Origin of the sequence: Shewanella sp. 38A_GOM-205m, assembly GCF_000518445.1 — a bacterium.
Taxonomy (GTDB): domain Bacteria; phylum Pseudomonadota; class Gammaproteobacteria; order Enterobacterales; family Shewanellaceae; genus Shewanella; species Shewanella algae.
Map to the genome: position 1 here is coordinate 28,532 of NZ_JADP01000021.1, position 19,176 is coordinate 47,707.

Annotated in this window: 15 protein-coding genes; 5 read left to right on the top strand and 10 right to left on the bottom strand. The window is 52.7% G+C overall.

The genetic code is table 11. The features are described 5' to 3' along the window. Positions 1-378 precede the first annotated feature (378 nt). The 5 genes from carB to N512_RS0113490 all read right to left on the bottom strand — a co-directional run bounded on the left by carB (position 379) and on the right by N512_RS0113490 (position 7,409). Positions 379-3,600 (bottom strand): carbamoyl-phosphate synthase large subunit, encoded by a 3,222-nt coding sequence (gene carB, locus N512_RS0113470; RefSeq protein WP_028780664.1) that lies wholly within the window; start codon positions 3,598-3,600, stop codon positions 379-381. Between the two features lie 23 nt (positions 3,601-3,623). Beyond that, positions 3,624-4,772, bottom strand: coding sequence for a glutamine-hydrolyzing carbamoyl-phosphate synthase small subunit (carA, locus tag N512_RS0113475; RefSeq protein WP_028780665.1), 1,149 nt, complete (start codon positions 4,770-4,772; stop codon positions 3,624-3,626). A 188-nt stretch (positions 4,773-4,960) separates the two neighbouring features. Further along, entirely contained in the window at positions 4,961-5,779 is an 819-nt protein-coding gene (dapB, locus tag N512_RS0113480; RefSeq protein WP_025009921.1) for a 4-hydroxy-tetrahydrodipicolinate reductase, read from the bottom strand. 59 nt (positions 5,780-5,838) lie between these two features. After that, positions 5,839-6,456 carry an FKBP-type peptidyl-prolyl cis-trans isomerase gene (locus tag N512_RS0113485; RefSeq protein ID WP_028780666.1) on the bottom strand — a complete coding sequence of 206 codons (618 nt, stop codon included), beginning with the start codon at positions 6,454-6,456 and terminating at the stop codon, positions 5,839-5,841. 158 nt (positions 6,457-6,614) lie between these two features. Continuing rightward, on the bottom strand, positions 6,615-7,409 hold the full coding sequence (locus N512_RS0113490; protein ID WP_028780667.1) for a M48 family metallopeptidase: 795 nt from the start codon (positions 7,407-7,409) through the stop codon (positions 6,615-6,617). Between the two features lie 247 nt (positions 7,410-7,656). Here N512_RS0113490 and N512_RS0113495 point away from each other — a divergent pair, with 247 nt between their 5' ends. The 4 genes from N512_RS0113495 to N512_RS0113510 all read left to right on the top strand — a co-directional run bounded on the left by N512_RS0113495 (position 7,657) and on the right by N512_RS0113510 (position 11,429). After that, complete coding sequence (locus N512_RS0113495) at positions 7,657-7,857, top strand: DUF1656 domain-containing protein (RefSeq protein ID WP_025009920.1); 201 nt, start codon at positions 7,657-7,659, stop codon at positions 7,855-7,857. Positions 7,858-7,865: 8 nt separating this feature from the next. Next, on the top strand, positions 7,866-8,729 hold the full coding sequence (locus N512_RS0113500) for an efflux RND transporter periplasmic adaptor subunit (protein WP_025009919.1): 864 nt from the start codon (positions 7,866-7,868) through the stop codon (positions 8,727-8,729). A 7-nt stretch (positions 8,730-8,736) separates the two neighbouring features. Continuing rightward, positions 8,737-10,854 (top strand): FUSC family protein, encoded by a 2,118-nt coding sequence (locus N512_RS23065; protein ID WP_443018272.1) that lies wholly within the window; start codon positions 8,737-8,739, stop codon positions 10,852-10,854. A gap of 152 nt (positions 10,855-11,006) precedes the next feature. Beyond that, entirely contained in the window at positions 11,007-11,429 is a 423-nt protein-coding gene (locus N512_RS0113510; RefSeq protein WP_028780668.1) for a MarR family winged helix-turn-helix transcriptional regulator, read from the top strand. A gap of 197 nt (positions 11,430-11,626) precedes the next feature. Here N512_RS0113510 and dnaJ read toward each other — a convergent pair whose 3' ends face one another. Then, the gene (dnaJ, locus tag N512_RS0113515; RefSeq protein ID WP_025009916.1) at positions 11,627-12,757 is read right to left on the bottom strand and encodes a molecular chaperone DnaJ; all 1,131 of its coding nucleotides are present in this window, start codon (positions 12,755-12,757) and stop codon (positions 11,627-11,629) included. A gap of 90 nt (positions 12,758-12,847) precedes the next feature. Beyond that, positions 12,848-14,761, bottom strand: coding sequence for a molecular chaperone DnaK (gene dnaK / locus N512_RS0113520; protein ID WP_025009915.1), 1,914 nt, complete (start codon positions 14,759-14,761; stop codon positions 12,848-12,850). 300 nt (positions 14,762-15,061) lie between these two features. On the opposite strand from dnaK, the gene N512_RS0113530 reads away from it, so the two are divergent. Continuing rightward, positions 15,062-15,964: a DMT family transporter gene (locus N512_RS0113530; protein ID WP_028780669.1), complete on the top strand. Its 903-nt coding sequence runs from the start codon at positions 15,062-15,064 to the stop codon at positions 15,962-15,964. A gap of 258 nt (positions 15,965-16,222) precedes the next feature. On the opposite strand, the gene N512_RS0113535 is transcribed toward N512_RS0113530, so the two are convergent. The 3 genes from N512_RS0113535 to N512_RS0113545 form a co-directional block, all read right to left on the bottom strand. Next, positions 16,223-16,735 (bottom strand): lipocalin family protein, encoded by a 513-nt coding sequence (locus tag N512_RS0113535; protein WP_028780670.1) that lies wholly within the window; start codon positions 16,733-16,735, stop codon positions 16,223-16,225. Between the two features lie 33 nt (positions 16,736-16,768). After that, positions 16,769-17,677: a hypothetical protein gene (locus tag N512_RS0113540; RefSeq protein WP_028780671.1), complete on the bottom strand. Its 909-nt coding sequence runs from the start codon at positions 17,675-17,677 to the stop codon at positions 16,769-16,771. Positions 17,678-17,843: 166 nt separating this feature from the next. Continuing rightward, positions 17,844-18,875, bottom strand: coding sequence for a DUF4272 domain-containing protein (locus tag N512_RS0113545; RefSeq protein WP_028780672.1), 1,032 nt, complete (start codon positions 18,873-18,875; stop codon positions 17,844-17,846). Between the last annotated feature and the right edge of the window lie 301 nt (positions 18,876-19,176).

A 19,176-nucleotide genomic window follows, 5' to 3' on the forward strand; every position in this document is an offset into this window, starting at 1 on the left:
GTGGGCGAGTTTAGCAAGAGCTGCCAAGATCCCAAAGCCAAGGGAAGGTGCGAATAAGTCCTCGCGGCACTCTGGCTTACACAGCAATTGGCGTTCAAGGCATCTGACTGAAGGCATGCCGGGGCCTGTCAAAGTCGGATAACGCAGAGAGCCGGTTGCTGTGCAAGCCCCGAAGGGCGTGGCTTACAGGCCTGCCTGCTGTGTTGTGCTTCTTACAAAGGACTAGGGAACCACGCCTTGCATCCAGGCCTGTAAGCCGACGCAGAGCACGCATGGGACCTGTTCGCACCTTCCCAATGACCCAAATCATCCTGCCTACAAAAAAACAGGCCACCCTAATGGGTGGCCTGGTCACTTTCAGTTACTGACTGACAGCGTTTACTTGTTGACTCTGGCGTGCAGTTCCTGCACCGAGGCAACATTGCTTCTGTCGTCGGCATCATGGGCCATACAGGTTGCAAAAGCCGCATTCATGGTGGTGGTGTAGTTCACTTTGTGCTGCAGCGCGCCGCGGCGCAGCTGTCTGGAATCCTCGATGGCCTGACGACCCTCCGTGGTATTCACTATGTAGGTGTATTCACCGTTCTTGATCCGGTCAAGAATGTGTGGACGACCTTCATGCACCTTGTTCACCAGGCGGGGATTGATACCCGCTTCACCCAGCACCACAGCCGTACCGTGGGTGGCATCCAGCTCATAGCCGAGCTCAATCAGCTTGGCCGCCAGATCCGAAACCCGCTTCTTGTCGCTGTGACGAACAGACAACAGGGCGCGACCTGACTTGGGCACATCTTTCACTGAGCCCAGTTGCGCCTTGGCGTAGGCTTCGGCGAAGGTATCACCCACACCCATCACCTCACCGGTAGAGCGCATTTCAGGGCCGAGCAGAGGGTCAACACCCGGGAACTTGTTGAACGGCAGAACCACTTCTTTCACTGAGTAGTAAGGCGGGATCACTTCCTGAGTATGTTGCTGTTCGGCCAGTGAAGTGCCGGCCATTACCCGGGCGGCAATCTTGGCCAGAGGCACACCTGTGGCCTTGGAAACGAAAGGCACTGTGCGGGCGGCGCGCGGATTTACCTCAATCAGGTAAATCACGTCGCTCTTGACCGCAAACTGCACATTCATCAGACCGACAACGCCCAGCTCCAGCGCCAGCTTGCGTACCTGCTCGCGCATCTCGTCCTGAATCGCCTTGGAGAGAGTGTAAGGAGGCAGTGAACAACCTGAGTCACCTGAGTGAACACCGGCCTGCTCGATATGCTCCATGATGCCGCCGATAACCACGTCCTTGCCATCGCAAACGGCATCCACGTCTACTTCGGTGGCGTCATCCAGGAAGCGATCCAGCAGTACCGGCGACTCGTTGGATACACTGACGGCTTCGTTGAAGTAACGGCGCAGATCCTGCTCGTCGTAGACGATTTCCATCGCCCGGCCACCCAGAACATAGGAGGGACGAACCACCAGGGGGTAGCCTATACGCTCGGCATCCAGTACCGCCTGCTCCAGGTTGGTCACTGTGCTGTTTTCAGGCTGTTTCAGCCCCAAACGCTCAACCGCCTGCTGGAAGCGCTCACGGTCTTCGGCGCGGTCGATGGCATCCGGGCTGGTCCCTATGATGGGCACACCTGCGGCTTCCAGGGCGCGGGCCAGTTTCAGTGGCGTTTGGCCACCATACTGCACGATAACCCCTTTGGGCTGCTCAACCCGCACGATTTCCAGTACGTCTTCCAGGGTAACAGGTTCAAAGTAGAGTCTGTCAGAGGTGTCATAGTCGGTGGAAACGGTTTCAGGGTTACAGTTAACCATGATGGTTTCATAGCCGTCTTCACGCATCGCCAGCGCTGCGTGCACACAGCAGTAGTCGAACTCGATACCCTGACCGATACGGTTGGGGCCGCCACCTATCACCATGATCTTGTCTTTATCGGACGGATTGGCCTCACACTCTTCCTCGTAGGTGGAGTACATGTAGGCGGTATCCGTGGCGAACTCGGCGGCGCAGGTATCTACCCGCTTGTAGACAGGGAAGAGCTCATACTTGTGACGCAGTTTGCGCACTTCACTTTCAGAAACCCCCAGCAGTGACGCCAGGCGTGCATCGGAGAAACCTTTACGCTTCAGTTTGCGCAGGAACTCTTTGGAAAGACCGCTCCAGCCACCTTCCTTGACCTTCTCTTCCTGTAGTACCAGATCTTCAATCTGCACCAGGAACCAAGGGTCTATGTTGGTGATGCGGCGAATACCTTCCATGGACATACCGGCGCGGAAAGCATCGGCGATATACCAAGGACGCTCAGGGCCCACATCCTGCAATTCGTAACGTATCTTGGCCAGGGCTTCCGGCTCGTTGATATCCACTATAGGGTCAAAACCTGTCATCCCGGTTTCCAGGCCGCGCAGAGCTTTTTGCATCGACTCCTGGAAGGTACGGCCGATGGCCATTACTTCACCGACAGACTTCATCTGAGTGGTCAGGCGGTCGTTGGAACCGGCAAACTTCTCGAAGTTGAAGCGAGGAATTTTGGTAACCACATAGTCGATAGAGGGCTCGAACGAAGCCGGGGTCAGACCGCCGGTAATGTCGTTCATCAGCTCATCCAGGGTAAAGCCCACCGCCAGCTTGGCCGCAACCTTGGCAATCGGGAAACCGGTCGCCTTGGAGGCCAGCGCAGATGAGCGCGATACCCTTGGGTTCATCTCGATGATCACCATGCGACCATCTTTGGGGTTAATACCAAACTGCACGTTGGAGCCACCGGTTTCAACGCCGATTTCCCGAAGCACCGCCATGGAGGCGTTACGCATCAGTTGATATTCTTTGTCAGTCAGGGTCTGGGCCGGTGCCACTGTAATGGAGTCACCTGTGTGTACGCCCATGGGGTCAAAGTTTTCGATGGCGCAGACTATGATGCAGTTGTCGTTGCGATCGCGCACCACTTCCATCTCATACTCTTTCCAGCCAATCAGCGACTCGTCAATCAGCAGCTCATTGGTCGGCGACAAATCCAGACCCCGGGTACAGATCTCTTCAAACTCTTCGACGTTGTAAGCGATACCGCCGCCACTGCCGCCCATGGTGAAAGAGGGGCGAATGATGCAGGGGAAGCCCACTTGATCCAGCACCTTGTGTGCATCTTCCATGCTGTGGGCAATACCGGCACGGGGACACTCGAGGCCGATACTCTTCATCGCCTTGTCAAAACGGGCACGGTCTTCGGCCTTGTCGATGGCATCGGCAGTGGCGCCGATCATCTCGACATCAAACTCTTTCAATACGCCTTTGGCTTCCAGTTCCAGGGCACAGTTCAGCGCCGTCTGGCCGCCCATGGTTGGCAGAATCGCATCGGGGCGTTCTTTGGCGATAATGTTGCGCACCACTTCCCAGTGGATAGGCTCGATGTATGTGGCATCGGCCATTTCCGGGTCTGTCATAATGGTTGCAGGGTTGGAGTTCACCAGAATGACCCGGTAACCCTCTTCTCTCAGCGCCTTACAGGCCTGGGCTCCCGAATAGTCAAACTCACAGGCCTGACCGATAACGATTGGGCCGGCACCCAGGATAAGAATACTTTGGATATCAGTACGTTTTGGCATTTTCTTCTATCTTCTCCCGGCGATTACAGCTTGACTTGGTGACGGTATTGCTCAATCAGTTCGATAAAGTGATCGAACAGTGGCGCACAATCGTGCGGCCCTGGACTCGCTTCAGGGTGCCCCTGGAAGCTGAAGGCCGGCTTGTCTGTCAGGTGGATCCCCTGCAGTGAGCCATCAAACAGAGACTTGTGAGTCACCCTGATGTTGGCAGGCAGTGTGGCTTCATCGGCAGCAAAACCATGGTTCTGACTGGTAATCATCACAGTGCCTTTGTCAATATCGCTCACAGGGTGGTTGGCACCGTGGTGGCCAAACTTCATCTTCAGCGTCTTGGCACCATTGGCCAGCGCCAGCAGTTGGTGGCCAAGGCAGATGCCGAATACCGGGATATCGGTTTCGAGAATTTGCTGAATCGCCTTGATGGCGTAGTCACATGGTTCCGGGTCACCGGGGCCGTTGGAAAGGAAGACCCCATCGGGTGCCATCGCCAGCACTTCACTGGCAGGCGTTTGTGCGGGAACAACAGTCACATCACAGCCTCTGTCTACCAGCATTCGCAGTATGTTCTGCTTCACGCCGTAGTCATAAGCCACTACCTTGTACTTGAGTTCTGACTCGGGAGTATCGACCGGCAGGCCGCTCTCCAAACGCCAGGTTCCCTTGCGCCAGGTGTAAGACTTGTCGGTCGTCACTTCCTTGGCCAAGTCCATGCCTTTCAGCCCAGGGAAGGCCTTGGCGGCGGCCAGCGCCTTGTCTACGTCCTGCTCACCCACCAGAATGCAACCGGCCTGAGCGCCCTTTTCCCGCAGAATACGGGTCAGCTTACGGGTGTCGATATCGGCGATACCGACTACCTTGTTGGCTTTGAGGTAATCACTGAGGGATTGTTGGTTACGGAAGTTACTGGCGAGGAGGGGAAGATCACGAATAATAAGACCACAGGCATGAACTGCATCGGATTCTGTGTCTTCATCGTTGGTACCGGTATTACCGATATGTGGGTAGGTTAGAGTTACTATCTGGCGAGAATAAGATGGATCGGTGAGGATTTCTTGATATCCGGTCATCGAAGTGTTAAAAACAACTTCTCCAACTGCAATACCATCGGCACCTATTGCTGTGCCGGAAAATACGCTTCCATCTTCGAGTACGAGTAAGGCAGACTTTGTCAACGCGACCTCCGAGAAAAGAGCCAAGCCACTGAAATATAATATTTTTATCTTTGTTTAAAGTACCAATTTCCGCTAAAATACGAAATTTTGACAAATTCCGAGCATCCTACACGAGAAATGGTAATTCGTCTATAGCTTGGCGGACGAATTCGAAAAAAAACCGCCGATTGGCGGTTTTTTAAATAATGTCACAGGGGTTTCAACCCCAATACCTGTTGCATGTCGTAGAGCCCGGCATCCTGTTCCTGTAGCCAAAGTGCCGCACGCATGGCACCGTTGGCAAAGGTCATTCGGCTGGAAGCCTTGTGGGTGATCTCTAAACGCTCGCCCATATCGGCAAACATGGCAGTATGCTCACCCACCAAGTCGCCCGCCCTGATAGTGGCAAAACCTATGGTGTCGCGCTCACGCTCGCCGGTGATCCCTTCGCGGCCATAAACGGCCACTTTTTCCAGATCCCGCCCCAGCGTGTTGGCAATCACTTCCCCCATCTTCAAGGCGGTACCTGAAGGAGCATCCTTCTTGTGTCTGTGATGACCTTCGATGATCTCTATGTCGGTATAATCACCCATGACTTCCGCCGCCAGTTCCAGCAGCTTCCACATTAGGTTAACCCCAACCGACATATTGGGTGCCAAGACCACAGGCATCTGCTCGGCAAAGGCCTCAATCTGCGCCTTTTGCGCCGAGTTGAAACCTGTAGTGCCTATCACTATCGCCTTATGATGGCGGGCACACCAATCCAGATTGCTGAGGGTGCCTTCCGGGCTGGTGAAATCCACCAACACATCGAAGTCATCGGCAACCTGATCCAGGCTATCGCTGACCCGGACATGGAGACAACCGACTCCGGCCAACTCTCCGGCATCGACTCCCACCAGAGTCGAGCCTGCGCGCTCGATGGCCGCGCCCAGAATGATCCGGCTGGAATGCGCGGCCGCTTCTATCAGGGTACGCCCCATACGGCCACTGCTTCCGGCAACCGCAACTCTGACATGTCCACTCATAACTTTCTCCACATACAGGCTAAAAAAATCGCCTGAGTCAGACTCAAGCGATTTTGGTATTACAGAATGTCCAGCAATTCCACTTCAAAGACCAGAGTGGAATAAGGCGGGATAGCCGCCCCGGCACCGCGCTCGCCGTAGGCCAAGTGATGCGGTACATACAGCTTGTACTTGGCGCCAACCGGCATCAATTGCAGCGCTTCGGTCCAACCGGCAATCACGCCGGAAACCGGAAATTCGGCAGGCTGACCACGGGTCACTGAACTGTCGAATACTTTACCGTCGATAAAGGTACCGTGATAGTGAGTACGAACATTGGAATCATAGCTTGGCTTCTCGCCTGAGCCTTCGTTGATGATTTCGTACTGCAGACCTGATTCGGTAGTCACCACACCTTCACGCTTGGCGTTTTCAGCCAGGAAAGCATTGCCTTCGGCAGAAGCGGCTTCGGCAGCCTCTTCCTGAGCCTTTTGCAGACGCTGGCTGATTTCAGAGAAAGCAACCTGCAGATCTTCCAGGGAAACAACACTCTCTTTGCCTTCAAATGCATCGGCCAGACCGGCTTGAACGGCTGGAATATCCAGACCTTCAAAAGAGTTGGCGGCCAGTTGCTCACCCAACTGGCGACCTACGCCGTAGCTAGCTTGTTGTTCAACACTGGTGAACTTATCAGACATAATCAGTTTACTCTCAGTTTATCTGTGAATTTTTCGCGGCACAGTGTAACACTTATCCGGGTCCAAGTGTTGCGCTTATTCGTATCCTTGGGGTTTGTTCATTCGCCAAGCCTCAGCCGAAATAAACTGAGGGCCAAACAAGCCGACTTTCATACACCTCATCTTTGGCAAGAGCGAAACTTGCCCTTGCTCGCCTGATAGAGTGGCATCATCTGCGCTTGTAAATCACGCAACTGGGCAATGCGGTTCTCATTGGATGGATGAGTCGATAACAGCTCCGGCCCCTGACCGCCCCCCGCCTTGGCCATGTTTTGCCACAATGTCACCCCGGCTCTGGGATCGAAGCCGGCCCTGGCCATCAGCTCCAGCCCCATCACATCGGCCTCGGATTCCTGCGCCCGGCCATAGGGTAAGATATAACCCACCTGCACCCCGAGCCCCAGGGCCGCCATGTAGAGATCGGCGTTGGCTATCTGCCCCATCCCCAATGCTGCTCCGGCCAACTGCATACCGGTATTGCTGAGTTGGGCCCGCGAGGCCTGCTCATTGCCGTGCTGCGCCAGCACATGGGCTATCTCATGACCAATAACAGTCGCCAGTTGATCTTCATTGTTGGCCACCTTGAGAAGCCCGGTATAGACACCTATATGGCCACCGGGCAGGGCAAAGGCGTTGACCTGATCCGAGTCAAACAGCACCCATTGCCAATGTTGCTGCGGCAACAAAGAGGTAATACGCTGCGCCACGCAGGCAACATAGGCACTGGCCGCTTTGTCCTGGCTCTGCTTCTCCTTTGCTTTTATCTGCTCGAAAGAGGCGGTGCCCATCTGGTTTATCTGCTCGGGCGAAAACAGTAGCATCTGCGAGCGCCCGGTGGGCGACTGGGTAGTGGAGCAGCCCGAGAACAAACCCACAAAGAGTATGGCCAGCAGGCCGAGAATTCGGTTATTCATCTTTTATCTTCCGGTGATAAAGTTTCCCGGGATTTTACCTCAGTGTCACAAGCAAGCACAGCTTGCCGTATCGCCAAAGGATTGGCCGACTCAAAAGTCATTTCCGCTCACAGCCAAGGCGTGAAAAAGTTGACCTTAAGCCTGTCTGGCACGAAACTGGTTAGCAGACAGGGATACGGAAAAACGCCGTTATCCGCTTATAAGTCACTCATTATCATTGGCCTTTTTATAGGATCCAACTCATACAATGCTTGAAGAATTAGCCTTGGGAGGATTGCTGTTCAGTCCTTTGGTTCTCTTCGCACCTCTTGCGCTCGTACTCTGGTTTCTGACCAGACTGGTCCTTCACTGGACCGGGCTGTATGCAAAAATCTGGCGAGTGGCCTGGTTCGAAGTCGCCCTGTTCGTGTGCTATCTGGCACTGATTATCTACCTGTTTGAGAATTGACACTTACCATGGCAAAAGTACTGCGCATCTCCATTACCCTGCTTCTCGTGCTGGCCGCCATAGTGGCCGGATACTGGATTTGGAATCACTACCTCTATTCACCCTGGACCCGTGACGGTCGGGTGCGGGCCGAAGTGATTACGCTCTCGGCCGATGTCTCCGGCTGGGTAACCCAACTGAATGTTAGGGATAACCAGCAAGTCAAAGCCGGCGATCTGCTGTTTCAGGTAGATGATACCCGTTATCAGGCCACCAGTACCGAATTGGCCGCCGAGCTGGAAAACAAACTCTATGCCTGGGAACTGGCCAAACACAAATATGAGCGGCGCAAGAATCTCACCGGCCGCGAGGTGATCAGCGAAGAAGATTTGGAAACGGCACGGATCAACACTGAGTTGGCCAAAGCCAGCTACAACTTGGCAAAGGCCAGACTCGACAGCAGCAAAATAGATCTGCAGCGCACCCAGGTCCACTCCCCCGCCGATGGCACCATAATCAACCTCAGCCTGCGTCAGGGCAACTATGTCAACCAGGGCAAGGCGGTATTGTCTCTGGTTAAACAAGGCTCTTTCTATGTCACAGGTTACTTTGAAGAAACCAAGCTGCCGCTGATAAAGATAGGCCAAAAGGCCAAAATCAGCCTGATGAGTGGTGGCGAGCCGCTCAGGGGCGAAGTAGTTAGCATAGGCAAGGCGATTGCCGACACCAATACCAATGCCAATGGCCAACTGCTGCCGCAAATTCAACAGAGCTTCAACTGGGTCAGGCTGGCACAGAGGATCCCTGTAGATATCAAGCTGGACCCGGCTTCAGAAGAACGTGAACTCAGCGCCGGAATGACGGTTTCCATCCAACTGCAAGCCGAAGAATAACATGGCCCTGTCTCCCACGCTGGCAGTATTCCTGACCCCGGACAAGCGCACGCTGATCTTCGCCACCAAAGGGGTAATTGCCATGGCGCTGGCGCTGACGGCGGCGCTCTACCTGGACTTGGAGCGCCCCTACTGGGCGCTGGTGTCGGCGGTATTCCTGCAGATGCGCCCCGAAAGTGGCCTGGTGCTTGAAAAAGGCCTTTGTCAGATAATAGGCACATTGGTAGGCGGGGTTGTCGGCATAGCAATTCTCAGCGGCTTTTACAACGCTCCCGAACTGGCCATCCTCACCCTGACGCTGTGGCTGGGTCTGAACTCGGCGCTGTCGGCCATGGTGCGCCATATCAACTTTGTCTACGCCTTCGCTATGGCGGGGATCACCCCCTGTCTTATTGTGCTCTTGGTAATGGTTAGCCCTGCCACCGCCAACAGTGAAACCATCTTTGCCGTCGCCCATTCCAGGGTCAGTGAAATCATAGTCGGCGCCATCTGTGCCACTCTGGTGAGCCAGTTGCTGTGGCCAGTCAGAGTCACCGAAGGGCTGCAGAAACAAACCCGTAAAATAGTCAACCAGACGTTGGAATACCTCACGCTGGAGCTGGATCTCAACGGCTCCCATGAAAACCGCCATCAACAGATAGATGCAATTCTCGAATCACTGGCAGAAGCCAGTGACGATGCCAACGCCCTCAGCTACGAGGGGCCGGAAGGCCCTGGACGCAGTCGCGCGGCCAATTTGTTATTCAACAAGGTGTTGTCATTGCTGGCCGTGATCCAGATATTCGGCCGTTTGCAGCGTAACCATGAAGAGTTGATGACAGGCACCCTCTCAGGGCTAATCCGTACCCTGAAAAGCAACTTCAAGGCGATGTCCGAATCGGACGATTTCCATTTCTGTTATGAACTGGCACACAGGCAGAGGCGCGAAATCATTCACTATCGCAACACTCATGCCTGTATCAGCCCACTGGAGTCGCGGCTGCTGAAAACCGCCTCAGAGCTGGCCAGCGATTTGGTACTGGTGCTGCGGGCCTTCAAGGCGTTGGAGTCACCGGACAAAACGCTGCTCAATGCTCCCGCGATGCAGACCCACAGAGATCCCCTGCTCGGGCTGATCACGGGTGTCAGAACCATGCTGATTTTCCTGATTGGCGCCGGTATCTGGATTGGCACCGCCTCCAGCGCAGCACTGATGATAATGACCATGCCGGTGATCTTCTCCATCATGATGGCCAGGCTACCCTTACCCCTTTTGAGTATGATCCTGCGGCGGCTGCTGATAGGGGTGATGATTGCCATTCCGGTCGCGATATTTTACGCCCTCGAACTACTGGCCCAGAGCAGCGGCGATATTGAGATCATGTTGTTGGTATTGGCCGGTCCCTTCTTTATTGGCCTGATGGCGCTGGCCAATCGTGCCACCCTGCCCTACGGCCTGGGATTTTGCATCCCATTCGCCATTTTGGTCAGCCCCAGCAAAGACATGACCCAGGCCTTTGCCATAGACAGCACCCTGAGCAAGGCGATGGCCATCTTTGTCGGCGTCAGCATCCTCTATTGGCTGTTTAAGCTGGTGACAGAGCCAGGAGTCAAAATGATGCAGCAACGCCTGCTCAACGCCACTCGCAAAGATCTGATTGATATGGTCAAACAGGACAAGCCTGAGGACTGGTTCAATGCCCGCATGGCAGATCGCCTGCTGCGCTTGGCCAATTATGAACGTAGCAGCCAGAGCAGCAACAGAACCCTGACCGACTTAGGCCTTACCGGCCTAAACCTGGGCCATGTTTCGGTGCGCCTGCGCCGCCTGCTGGCAAGCATCAGCGACAGCCAACTCGACGAACTGCTGCAAGACTGGCAGTTGGCACTCGCCAACGCCTTTATCCTCTGTTCTCGCGGCGAAAACCCACCCGAGTTCCGTGCCAGCTGCGAACGCCTCTTGACCCGGCTGCAAACCGATGGTTTGGCACAGGAGCAATTGGAGATGGTTCAGGGGATGTTTGAGCGCCTGATAATGACCTTTGAACGCAGTGCCGCCATGATAAGCAATGCCAATGCACCCGCTACCCAAGCTGAGTCTGCGCCACAGCAAGAGCAAGAGTCTACCTCCGAACAAAAGCCTTAGGTAAAGACCAGAAGCTCAGCGCCAGGAGTCATCAAACCAAGTAAAAAAAAACTTGCAAACTACTTGACCGCTCAAGCAAACAAACCAATACTTGCGTAATCAAGTATCAATAAAGCATTGGTCAAGTTAGTTTCATTCTAAAGAGGTTTCAGATGACACAACCCATTACGGCAAGTATTGCGCTTGCCATAACCGAGATACACAGCCAACTGCAACGCAGTCTGGCAGGCAGGTTGTCGCTGCACGGCATCAGCTTCAGCGAGTTTTTGGTACTGAGGCAATTGGCAAAGGCCGAGGGCAATAAGCTCAGAAGGATTGACCTGGCCCAGGGCGCGGGACTCAGCGCTTCGGGGATCACCCGCCTGCTTAACCCAATGGAAAAAATTGGTCTGGTAGAAAAGGAAGCCGCCAGCCGGGATGCCAGAGTCAGCCTGGTGGCCCTGACACCGGCGGGTACTAAGATTTTTGCAGAGGCCGAGGTATCGTTTCAGCAAGTCGCCGATGAGTTTATGTCACGCTTGAGTGAGCAAGAGCAACAACTGTGGCTAAGCCTACTCCATAAGCTGGGTGCCTGAATACCAGGGCTCTGATTACAGGACAGGAGCCCCGAGCACTGCAATTCTAAAAGTGCAAAATAAGCCGCCGGAAAGCCCAAACAGAAGAAACTGAAGAAGCCGCATAAGTATCGAACCTACCGTTAACGCTTCTCCGGGAATAGCCTAAAAAAAACCGATGCCTTGAGCATCGGTTTTTTGTTTCGGCCGAGAGCAAGTTAGCTATTCAGATCCTGAAAGAACTTTTTCACCCCGTCGAAGAAACCTTCGGCCTTGGGGCTATGCTTCTTGGATTCGCCGGTGACTGAGGCTTCGAATTCCCGCAGCAACTCTTTCTGGCGCTCGGACAGATTCACCGGCGTTTCCATCACCACTTTGCAAAGCAGATCGCCAACCGCGTGACTGCGTACCGACTTAACCCCTTTGCCGCGCATGCGGAACATACGTCCGGTCTGGGTTTCCGCCGGGATCTTCAGGCTTACCTTGCCATCCAGTGTCGGTACTTCCACTTCACCGCCGAGGGCGGCCTTGGCAAAGGAGATGGGCACTTCGCAATAGAGGTTATTGCCGTCACGGACAAATATCGGATGCTCACGCACTGTGACCTGAACATAAAGATCACCCGCCGGAGCGCCAAATTCACCGGCTTCACCTTCACCGGCCAGACGGATACGGTCACCGGTATCGACACCGGCCGGAATTTTCACCGACAGTGTCTTGCTCTTCTCTATGCGGCCATCGCCATGACACTTGCTGCAAGGCTCTTTGATGATCTTGCCGCGGCCATGACAGGTAGGACAAGGCTGCTGCACGGCGAAAAAGCCCTGACGCATCTGTACCTGACCGGCACCATGACAGGTACCACAAGTCGTAGCCGAGGTACCCTTCTTGGCCCCTGAGCCATCACACACATCACAGCTTGCCAGGGTTGGGATACGCAGCTCTTTGGTCAAGCCACGAACCGCTTCTTCCAGCGACAGTTCCAGGTTGTAACGCAGATCTGAACCACGGGCAGCTTGACGATGCCCGCCACGACGACCACCACCGAAGATATCCCCGAACACATCGCCAAAGATATCACCGAAATCGGCGCCGCCGCCAAAGCCACCGCCGCCACGGTTGGGGTCAACCCCGGCATGACCAAATTGGTCATAGGCAGCTTTTTTGTCTTCGTCGGTCAGGATCTCGTAGGCTTCTTTGACTTCTTTAAAGCTGGCCTCGGCCGCCTTATCGCCCGGGTTGCGGTCAGGGTGATACTTCATCGCCAGGCGCTTATAGGCCTTCTTGATCTCCCGCTCGCTGGCGTCGCGACCGACGCCCAATACTTCGTAATAATCTCGCTTTGACATAATCTCACGCTTTCCAAGCTGGATTCACACAAGCGGGCGTTAGGGTTGCCCCGTAACGCCCGCCGGAATTAATCGAGTGCTACCACCCAATTACTTCTTGTCGTCTTTAACCTCTTCGAACTCGGCATCGACAACGTCATCGGCCTGGGCATTGCTGCTCTGGGCTTCGCCTTGACCTTGGGCTTGTTGTGCCTTGGCCTGAGCGATTTCCATCAGCTTGGCAGAAGCTTCGATCAGCTCTTGAGTCGCCTTGTCGATGGCTTCTTTGTCGTTACCCTTGGCGGCAGTTTCTACAGCGGCCATAGCGGTTTCGATCTTGGCCTTGTCGTCTGCTGCCAGAGCGTCACCGGCTTCTTCCACCTGTTTCTTGGTGGCGTGTACCAGACCGTCAGCCTGGTTGCGGGCACTGACCAGCTCTTCAAACTTCTTGTCTTCCTCGGCATGAGCCTCGGCGTCGCGAACCATTTTCTCGACTTCATCATCAGACAGACCGGAAGAGGCCTTGATGGTGATGTTCTGCTCTTTGCCTGTCTTCTTGTCTTTGGCAGACACGTGCAGAATACCGTCGGCGTCGATGTCGAAAGTCACTTCAATCTGTGGCATGCCGCGTGGAGCAGGCTCAATACCTTCCAGGTTGAACTGACCCAGTGACTTGTTGGCGCTGGCTTGCTTACGCTCACCCTGCAGCACGTGAATGGTCACTGCGCTTTGGTTGTCGTCTGCTGTAGAGAAGGTCTGCTGTGCCTTGGTAGGAATAGTGGTGTTCTTCTCAATCAGCTTGGTCATTACGCTGCCCATGGTTTCAATACCCAGAGACAGAGGTGTTACGTCCAGCAGCAGTACGTCTTTCACGTCACCGGCCAGTACACCACCTTGAATCGCAGCACCTACGGCTACCGCTTCATCAGGGTTCACGTCTTTACGTGGTTCCTTGCCGAAGAAGTTGGTTACCGCTTCCTGAACCTTAGGCATACGGGTTTGACCGCCCACCAGGATCACTTCATTGATGTCAGACACTGACAGGTCAGCATCGGCCAGAGCTACTTTCAGAGGCTCCAGTGAGCGCTGGATCAGGTCTTCAACCAGAGATTCCAGTTTGGCACGGGTGATCTTAACCACCAAGTGCTTGGGACCTGTCGCATCGGCAGTGATGTAAGGCAGGTTCACCTCGGTCTGAGTGGTGCTGGACAGCTCAATCTTGGCCTTCTCGGCAGCTTCTTTCAGACGCTGCATAGCCAGAGGGTCGTTACGCAGATCCAGACCTTGCTCTTTCTTGAATTCGTCAGCCAGGTAGTTGATCAGACGGTTGTCGAAGTCTTCACCACCCAGGTGAGTATCACCGTTGGTTGCCAGCACTTCGAAAGTCTGGTCGCCGTCGTTGCTGTCGATTTCGATGATGGAGATATCGAAAGTACCACCACCCAGGTCATATACAGCAACAATGTTGTCGCCCTGCTTCTTGTCGATACCATAGGCCAGTGCCGCAGCAGTTGGCTCGTTGATGATACGTTTTACTTCCAGACCCGCGATACGGCCGGCATCTTTGGTGGCCTGACGCTGAGAGTCGTTGAAGTAAGCAGGTACTGTGATTACCGCTTCAGTCACTGGCTCACCCAGGAAGTCTTCAGCAGTTTTCTTCATCTTTTTCAATACTTCGGCAGACACCTGAGGTGGTGCCATCTTCTTGCCATGGCTTTCAACCCAAGCGTCGCCGTTGTCGGCCTTGATGATCTTGAAAGGCATGATGCTGACGTCGCGCTGAACTTCATCGTCAGTGAAGCGACGGCCAATCAAACGCTTGATGGCAAAGAAAGTGTTGGCTGGGTTGGTCACGGCCTGACGTTTTGCAGGTGAACCAACCAGTGTCTCGTCTTCAGTGAAGGCGATGATAGAAGGTGTAGTACGATCGCCTTCGGCATTCTCCAATACGCGAGCCTTGTCACCATCGAGGACAGCTACACAAGAGTTTGTTGTGCCTAAGTCGATACCAATAATTTTACCCATGAGGTCCTCCGAAAAATCTTTTCTTTCGAACTGAATATGTTTATCTGATTTCAGATATGGGGGTAAACTCGCTGTTTTCAAGCCCGTTGTAGATGGCCCCCAATCTTGCCTTACCCCCTATATAGGGGCGTAAAATTGCTTTACAAGGGCCAGGAAGAAAAAAATGGATCTTTTGCTTAATCTTTTTACACATCGCCGCGCCGGGATCTTTTTTTATTCACCGACGCTGAATAAAATGATGTCAATTCCGGAGGTGGCCAGCCTGGCCGCCAAATAGCTGTACTGGCAGAGAAGTCTAGAGTGAAAAAATCCCAGCTGGCCCTGATCTACGGGATGGCCGCCGTATTCCTATGGTCCACAGTGGCGACCGCCTTTAAAATCGCCCTTGGCTTCTTCTCGCCGTTGCAACTGGTGTTTGTTGCCGTCATCACTTCATCCGTCTGTCTGGGGCTTATTCTTGCCTGGCAGGGAAAACTCAAATTATTAAAGCAACAGTTTTGCGCCCGCCCCTGGTTTTACCTGCAAACAGGGTTGCTGAACCCCTTTCTTTATTATCTGGTGCTGTTCAAGGCCTATGATCTGCTGCCGGCGCAGCAGGCGCTGTCGCTGAACTACACCTGGGCGGTACTGCTGCCGCTGTTGGCAGCACCCATGTTGCAGCAAAAACTACAGGGCAGTGACATGCTGGCGGCCGTCACAGGTTACTGTGGAGTATTGGTGATAGCCACCGGCGGTAATCTGTTATCGATGGACTTTGCAAACCCCTTTGGCATACTGCTGGCACTCTCCAGCACCCTGCTATGGTGCCTATATTGGATCATTAATACCAAAGACAAGGGCGATGCCATTGTCAGCCTGATGCTGAGTTTTTTGGTGAGCCTGCCGCTGATAACCATCACCTTGCTGGCAACCGAAAGCCTGCCCTCTTTGCATTGGCAAGCCCTCGGTGCCGGTGTCTATGTCGGCCTGTTTGAAATGGGAGTCACCTTTGTGCTCTGGCTGATGGCACTGAGAACCACAGAGCGAGCCGCCAGCATCACCAATCTGGTGTTTCTGACGCCACTCTTGTCCATGGTGTTTATTGCGCTGATATTGAAAGAAACCATCACACTGGCGACTCTGGTAGGCATGGGACTTATCCTGTCAGCCCTCTTGATACAAAAAGTACTGAAACCCAAGGCGCCGAAAGTGAACATTGTTTGATGGGGAACCGACTCTGAGAACAAACCGCATTTGATTGAAACTGTTGTTGAAGCAGCGTTTAATAAAAAGGCCAAGGTATCAAAACCTTGGCCTTTTTGCTGGCAGGCGATGCGGGAAATTGTGTCGCTTGAATCTATCTCCAGCTCATCCTTATCTAGCTAAGCCCTACAAAAAGCCACGGGCAAAAGAGGAAAAGATAGTTCAGTCATCAGGGCTATCTGCCTGAAACTATTTCTATGCTGCCCTAAGCTATGTCTATCACTGCGCGACAAAGATCAATTTACTGGTATCAAAACCGCGTTCGGCCGACATCTGAATAAATTTGTCCATTACCTCAGGTTCAACAACCGCCGTTCGCGACAGCAACCACAGGTAATCGGTATCTGGCCCGGAAACGAAGGCATAACTGTAGTTTTCTCTATCCAATTCAAAGACCACATAAGAGCCGTAAAAGGGACCGAAAAATGAAACTTTCAGATAAGCGTCGGTATCACTGTTAACAAAGTACGCCTTGCCTTCAGCCTCTTTCCACTCGCCGTCAGCCTCTGAGTAGCCCCGGTTGAGCACAGAAACGCCACCATCACTTCTCATCTTGTACTCGGCCGTAACCTGCGTGAGGCCTCGCTCAAATGAATGGTCGAGGCGAGCCACCTCATACCACTTGCCCAAATAGTTGTTCAGTTCAAACCCTGATACAGGTTTGACCGAATCTGGCATACCCAAGCAACCACTGAGCAAAGCCGCAAACACAACCAATAAAACTCTTCTCATGATGCCTCCCATTTACTCATAGTTCTGTCAGCTTTAATCATTCAACTCCTGCGTACTCAGAAAGAAATCAACTTCACAGGGTGCCATAGAATGATCATAGTAAGGTTGAATGATGACCCCATCCGCGGTGAGTCGCCATTTCACCATCGCCCAGTTGTCCCAGGATTCGAAGTACTCACATTCAGCTTGTAGCTCATTGTTATTCGCATATTTCTCTTTCAACAAGGAGTAATAGTCCAACTTGGGGAAGCGTTCCGTTAGGTCATGCAACTGCGCCAGTTTGCTGAGATCAAAATTCAACATCTGCTCACCATACTCAGGATGCGGCCCACCACAAGAAATCTGGTACTGAATAACGACACTAAAATACTCATCAGAGACCAGGCTTATTTGAGGTTCGTATGATGCCTCTTCACATTGCAGAAAATTCGAGACGTAATCCCGGTGCAATTTTGCCAGCAGCGGATTTAAAAATGCTTGCTGGGCTTGAGTAAACCCTTTGCCGAGCCGGTAAAAAGCAAAGTTGCTGTGATCTTCTTTGATTAGCTCAATGGTTTGCTTAGCAAACTGTTTTTCCCCGACCAGGGTAAACTTCATATGCTCAGCCCGATAATCGGCAAGGCTTTGCTCAATCGGCGTCAGATGCACAGGCAAAACCCTTTGCTTATTCTGCCAGGTACCTTGCAGGTTTCCCCCTACCAAGCGAAGCTCGAACAGTTCCAGCTTCTGCTCTTTCGAACTGTAACGCTGATAAAAGGTATACCCCTCCCGCTCCAGAGGGATCTCCTTCAAGTAACGGGTATACATATAAGTGCTCACGGCATCATCCTGGATGCTAAACATAATGGGATACTTGCCTAAGGTGCCTTTGTAGGTTTGCGCCTGTATCGGCATGACCAAGCCAAAGCAAACGACAATCCCGATGATGACTCTTTTAAGCATTAATAATTTACCTAATTCAAAGCTGTAAAATTAAATTCAGTAGAGCCGTTTCCCTCAGTAGTGCAAACGAGGAAACCGGTTGCAAGCCAATAGTAAGCACACACTAACAGGCACCAAGAACCAATAGGCATCCATGCCGCAGCTTATTAGGCTGTTTGAATATCGATCAAGTTGGAGTGTCCACATCATCCCAATCACTATTCTCAAAGCCGATTAGCCAATTAAGGGCATAATGGCGCTCAAGCACAACTCCTCGGTCGATATCTGGGGAAATATCTACCCCGTCAATGCCGGCCTGACGGCATAACCAATGAAGCCGATAATGCAGGTCCAAACAGTCCAGCACTTCATCGACCGCACGTAACTCAACCCTGTCTTCCCAGGAGCTGGAATCGAGCATCAGCCTGGCAATTTCAGGCACGTCACAAATGGAATCTGGAAATGGCAGTTCAGGCAAAATACCCAATACCCATAGCAATAGCGCCGCAGCCTCATATCGCCAAACAAACTGCACTACCAGGCTTTCATCAGGATTATCATCAAGGTGTTCAGCCTTTAAAAACGCCGCTTCTGCGGGACTTAGATTAACAAAGCCACTTGGAATACGTTCCTTCAGCGTCTCTATATCGAGCGGGTCTCCCGTTGCGATAGACTCAGCTCGGACGGCGACAACAAATAGTGACATTGCACGAAGAACAATCTCGCTAGCAGGCCTAAGGCTTATTTCATGCTCACAAGGTATAGGAGGAGTTGGAGGAACATTTAAATGCCTTGCTTTAAGCAGAGTTTCTGTTTGATGCTTGCGGCTATAGCTTGCGTCCAGGAATGGAATGAATGCCGCCTCATCGGCCTGACGTCCATCAGGGTAAAGTAGGACATGGCCATTTGGATCTCGGACAGTTCCATCAGGGAGGAATAAGATCGAATTGGACTCCAATGCCCACGTAGACAAATCGTCCAAATGAGCCTCTTCCAGATCGAAGCTAAACTGATGATTTACCCTCTGTATATGACGCAGAAGATGATATTTTATTTTAGTCATCTCACTACCTCCTCTTTCGAGGATATAGCTGTGAAACCCGTTCAGGTGGTTTGTCAATTCTGGGTCACTTAAACCACGCCTGTTATTCAATACATGTGGAAAAGAGATATCTATAGGATTAAGGTGCGTGGAATACGCGTTTACTAAAATACTCATTTAAACTCCATTTCAATCAAAGGCTTTGCCGGGTGCAACCAGTCACCATATAAAAATATCGCCTAAAGTTTCGGGGAGATTATCACTCCCGACTTGTTTAATATAAATCTATAAATTTAAAATAATTGTTCAAGTGACAATTATGCCTAAGTCAATCTTGTCTCTTGATTAGCGCAGTCAAATGCGTGACTAAAAAACCACCGGCCACATTTTATAAAGCTAAAACAATCTCAGCCTTGATTTAACTCTGATGTCATTCGAACCTTATTGGGTTTCCAAGCATCAAATCCACCTATTACAA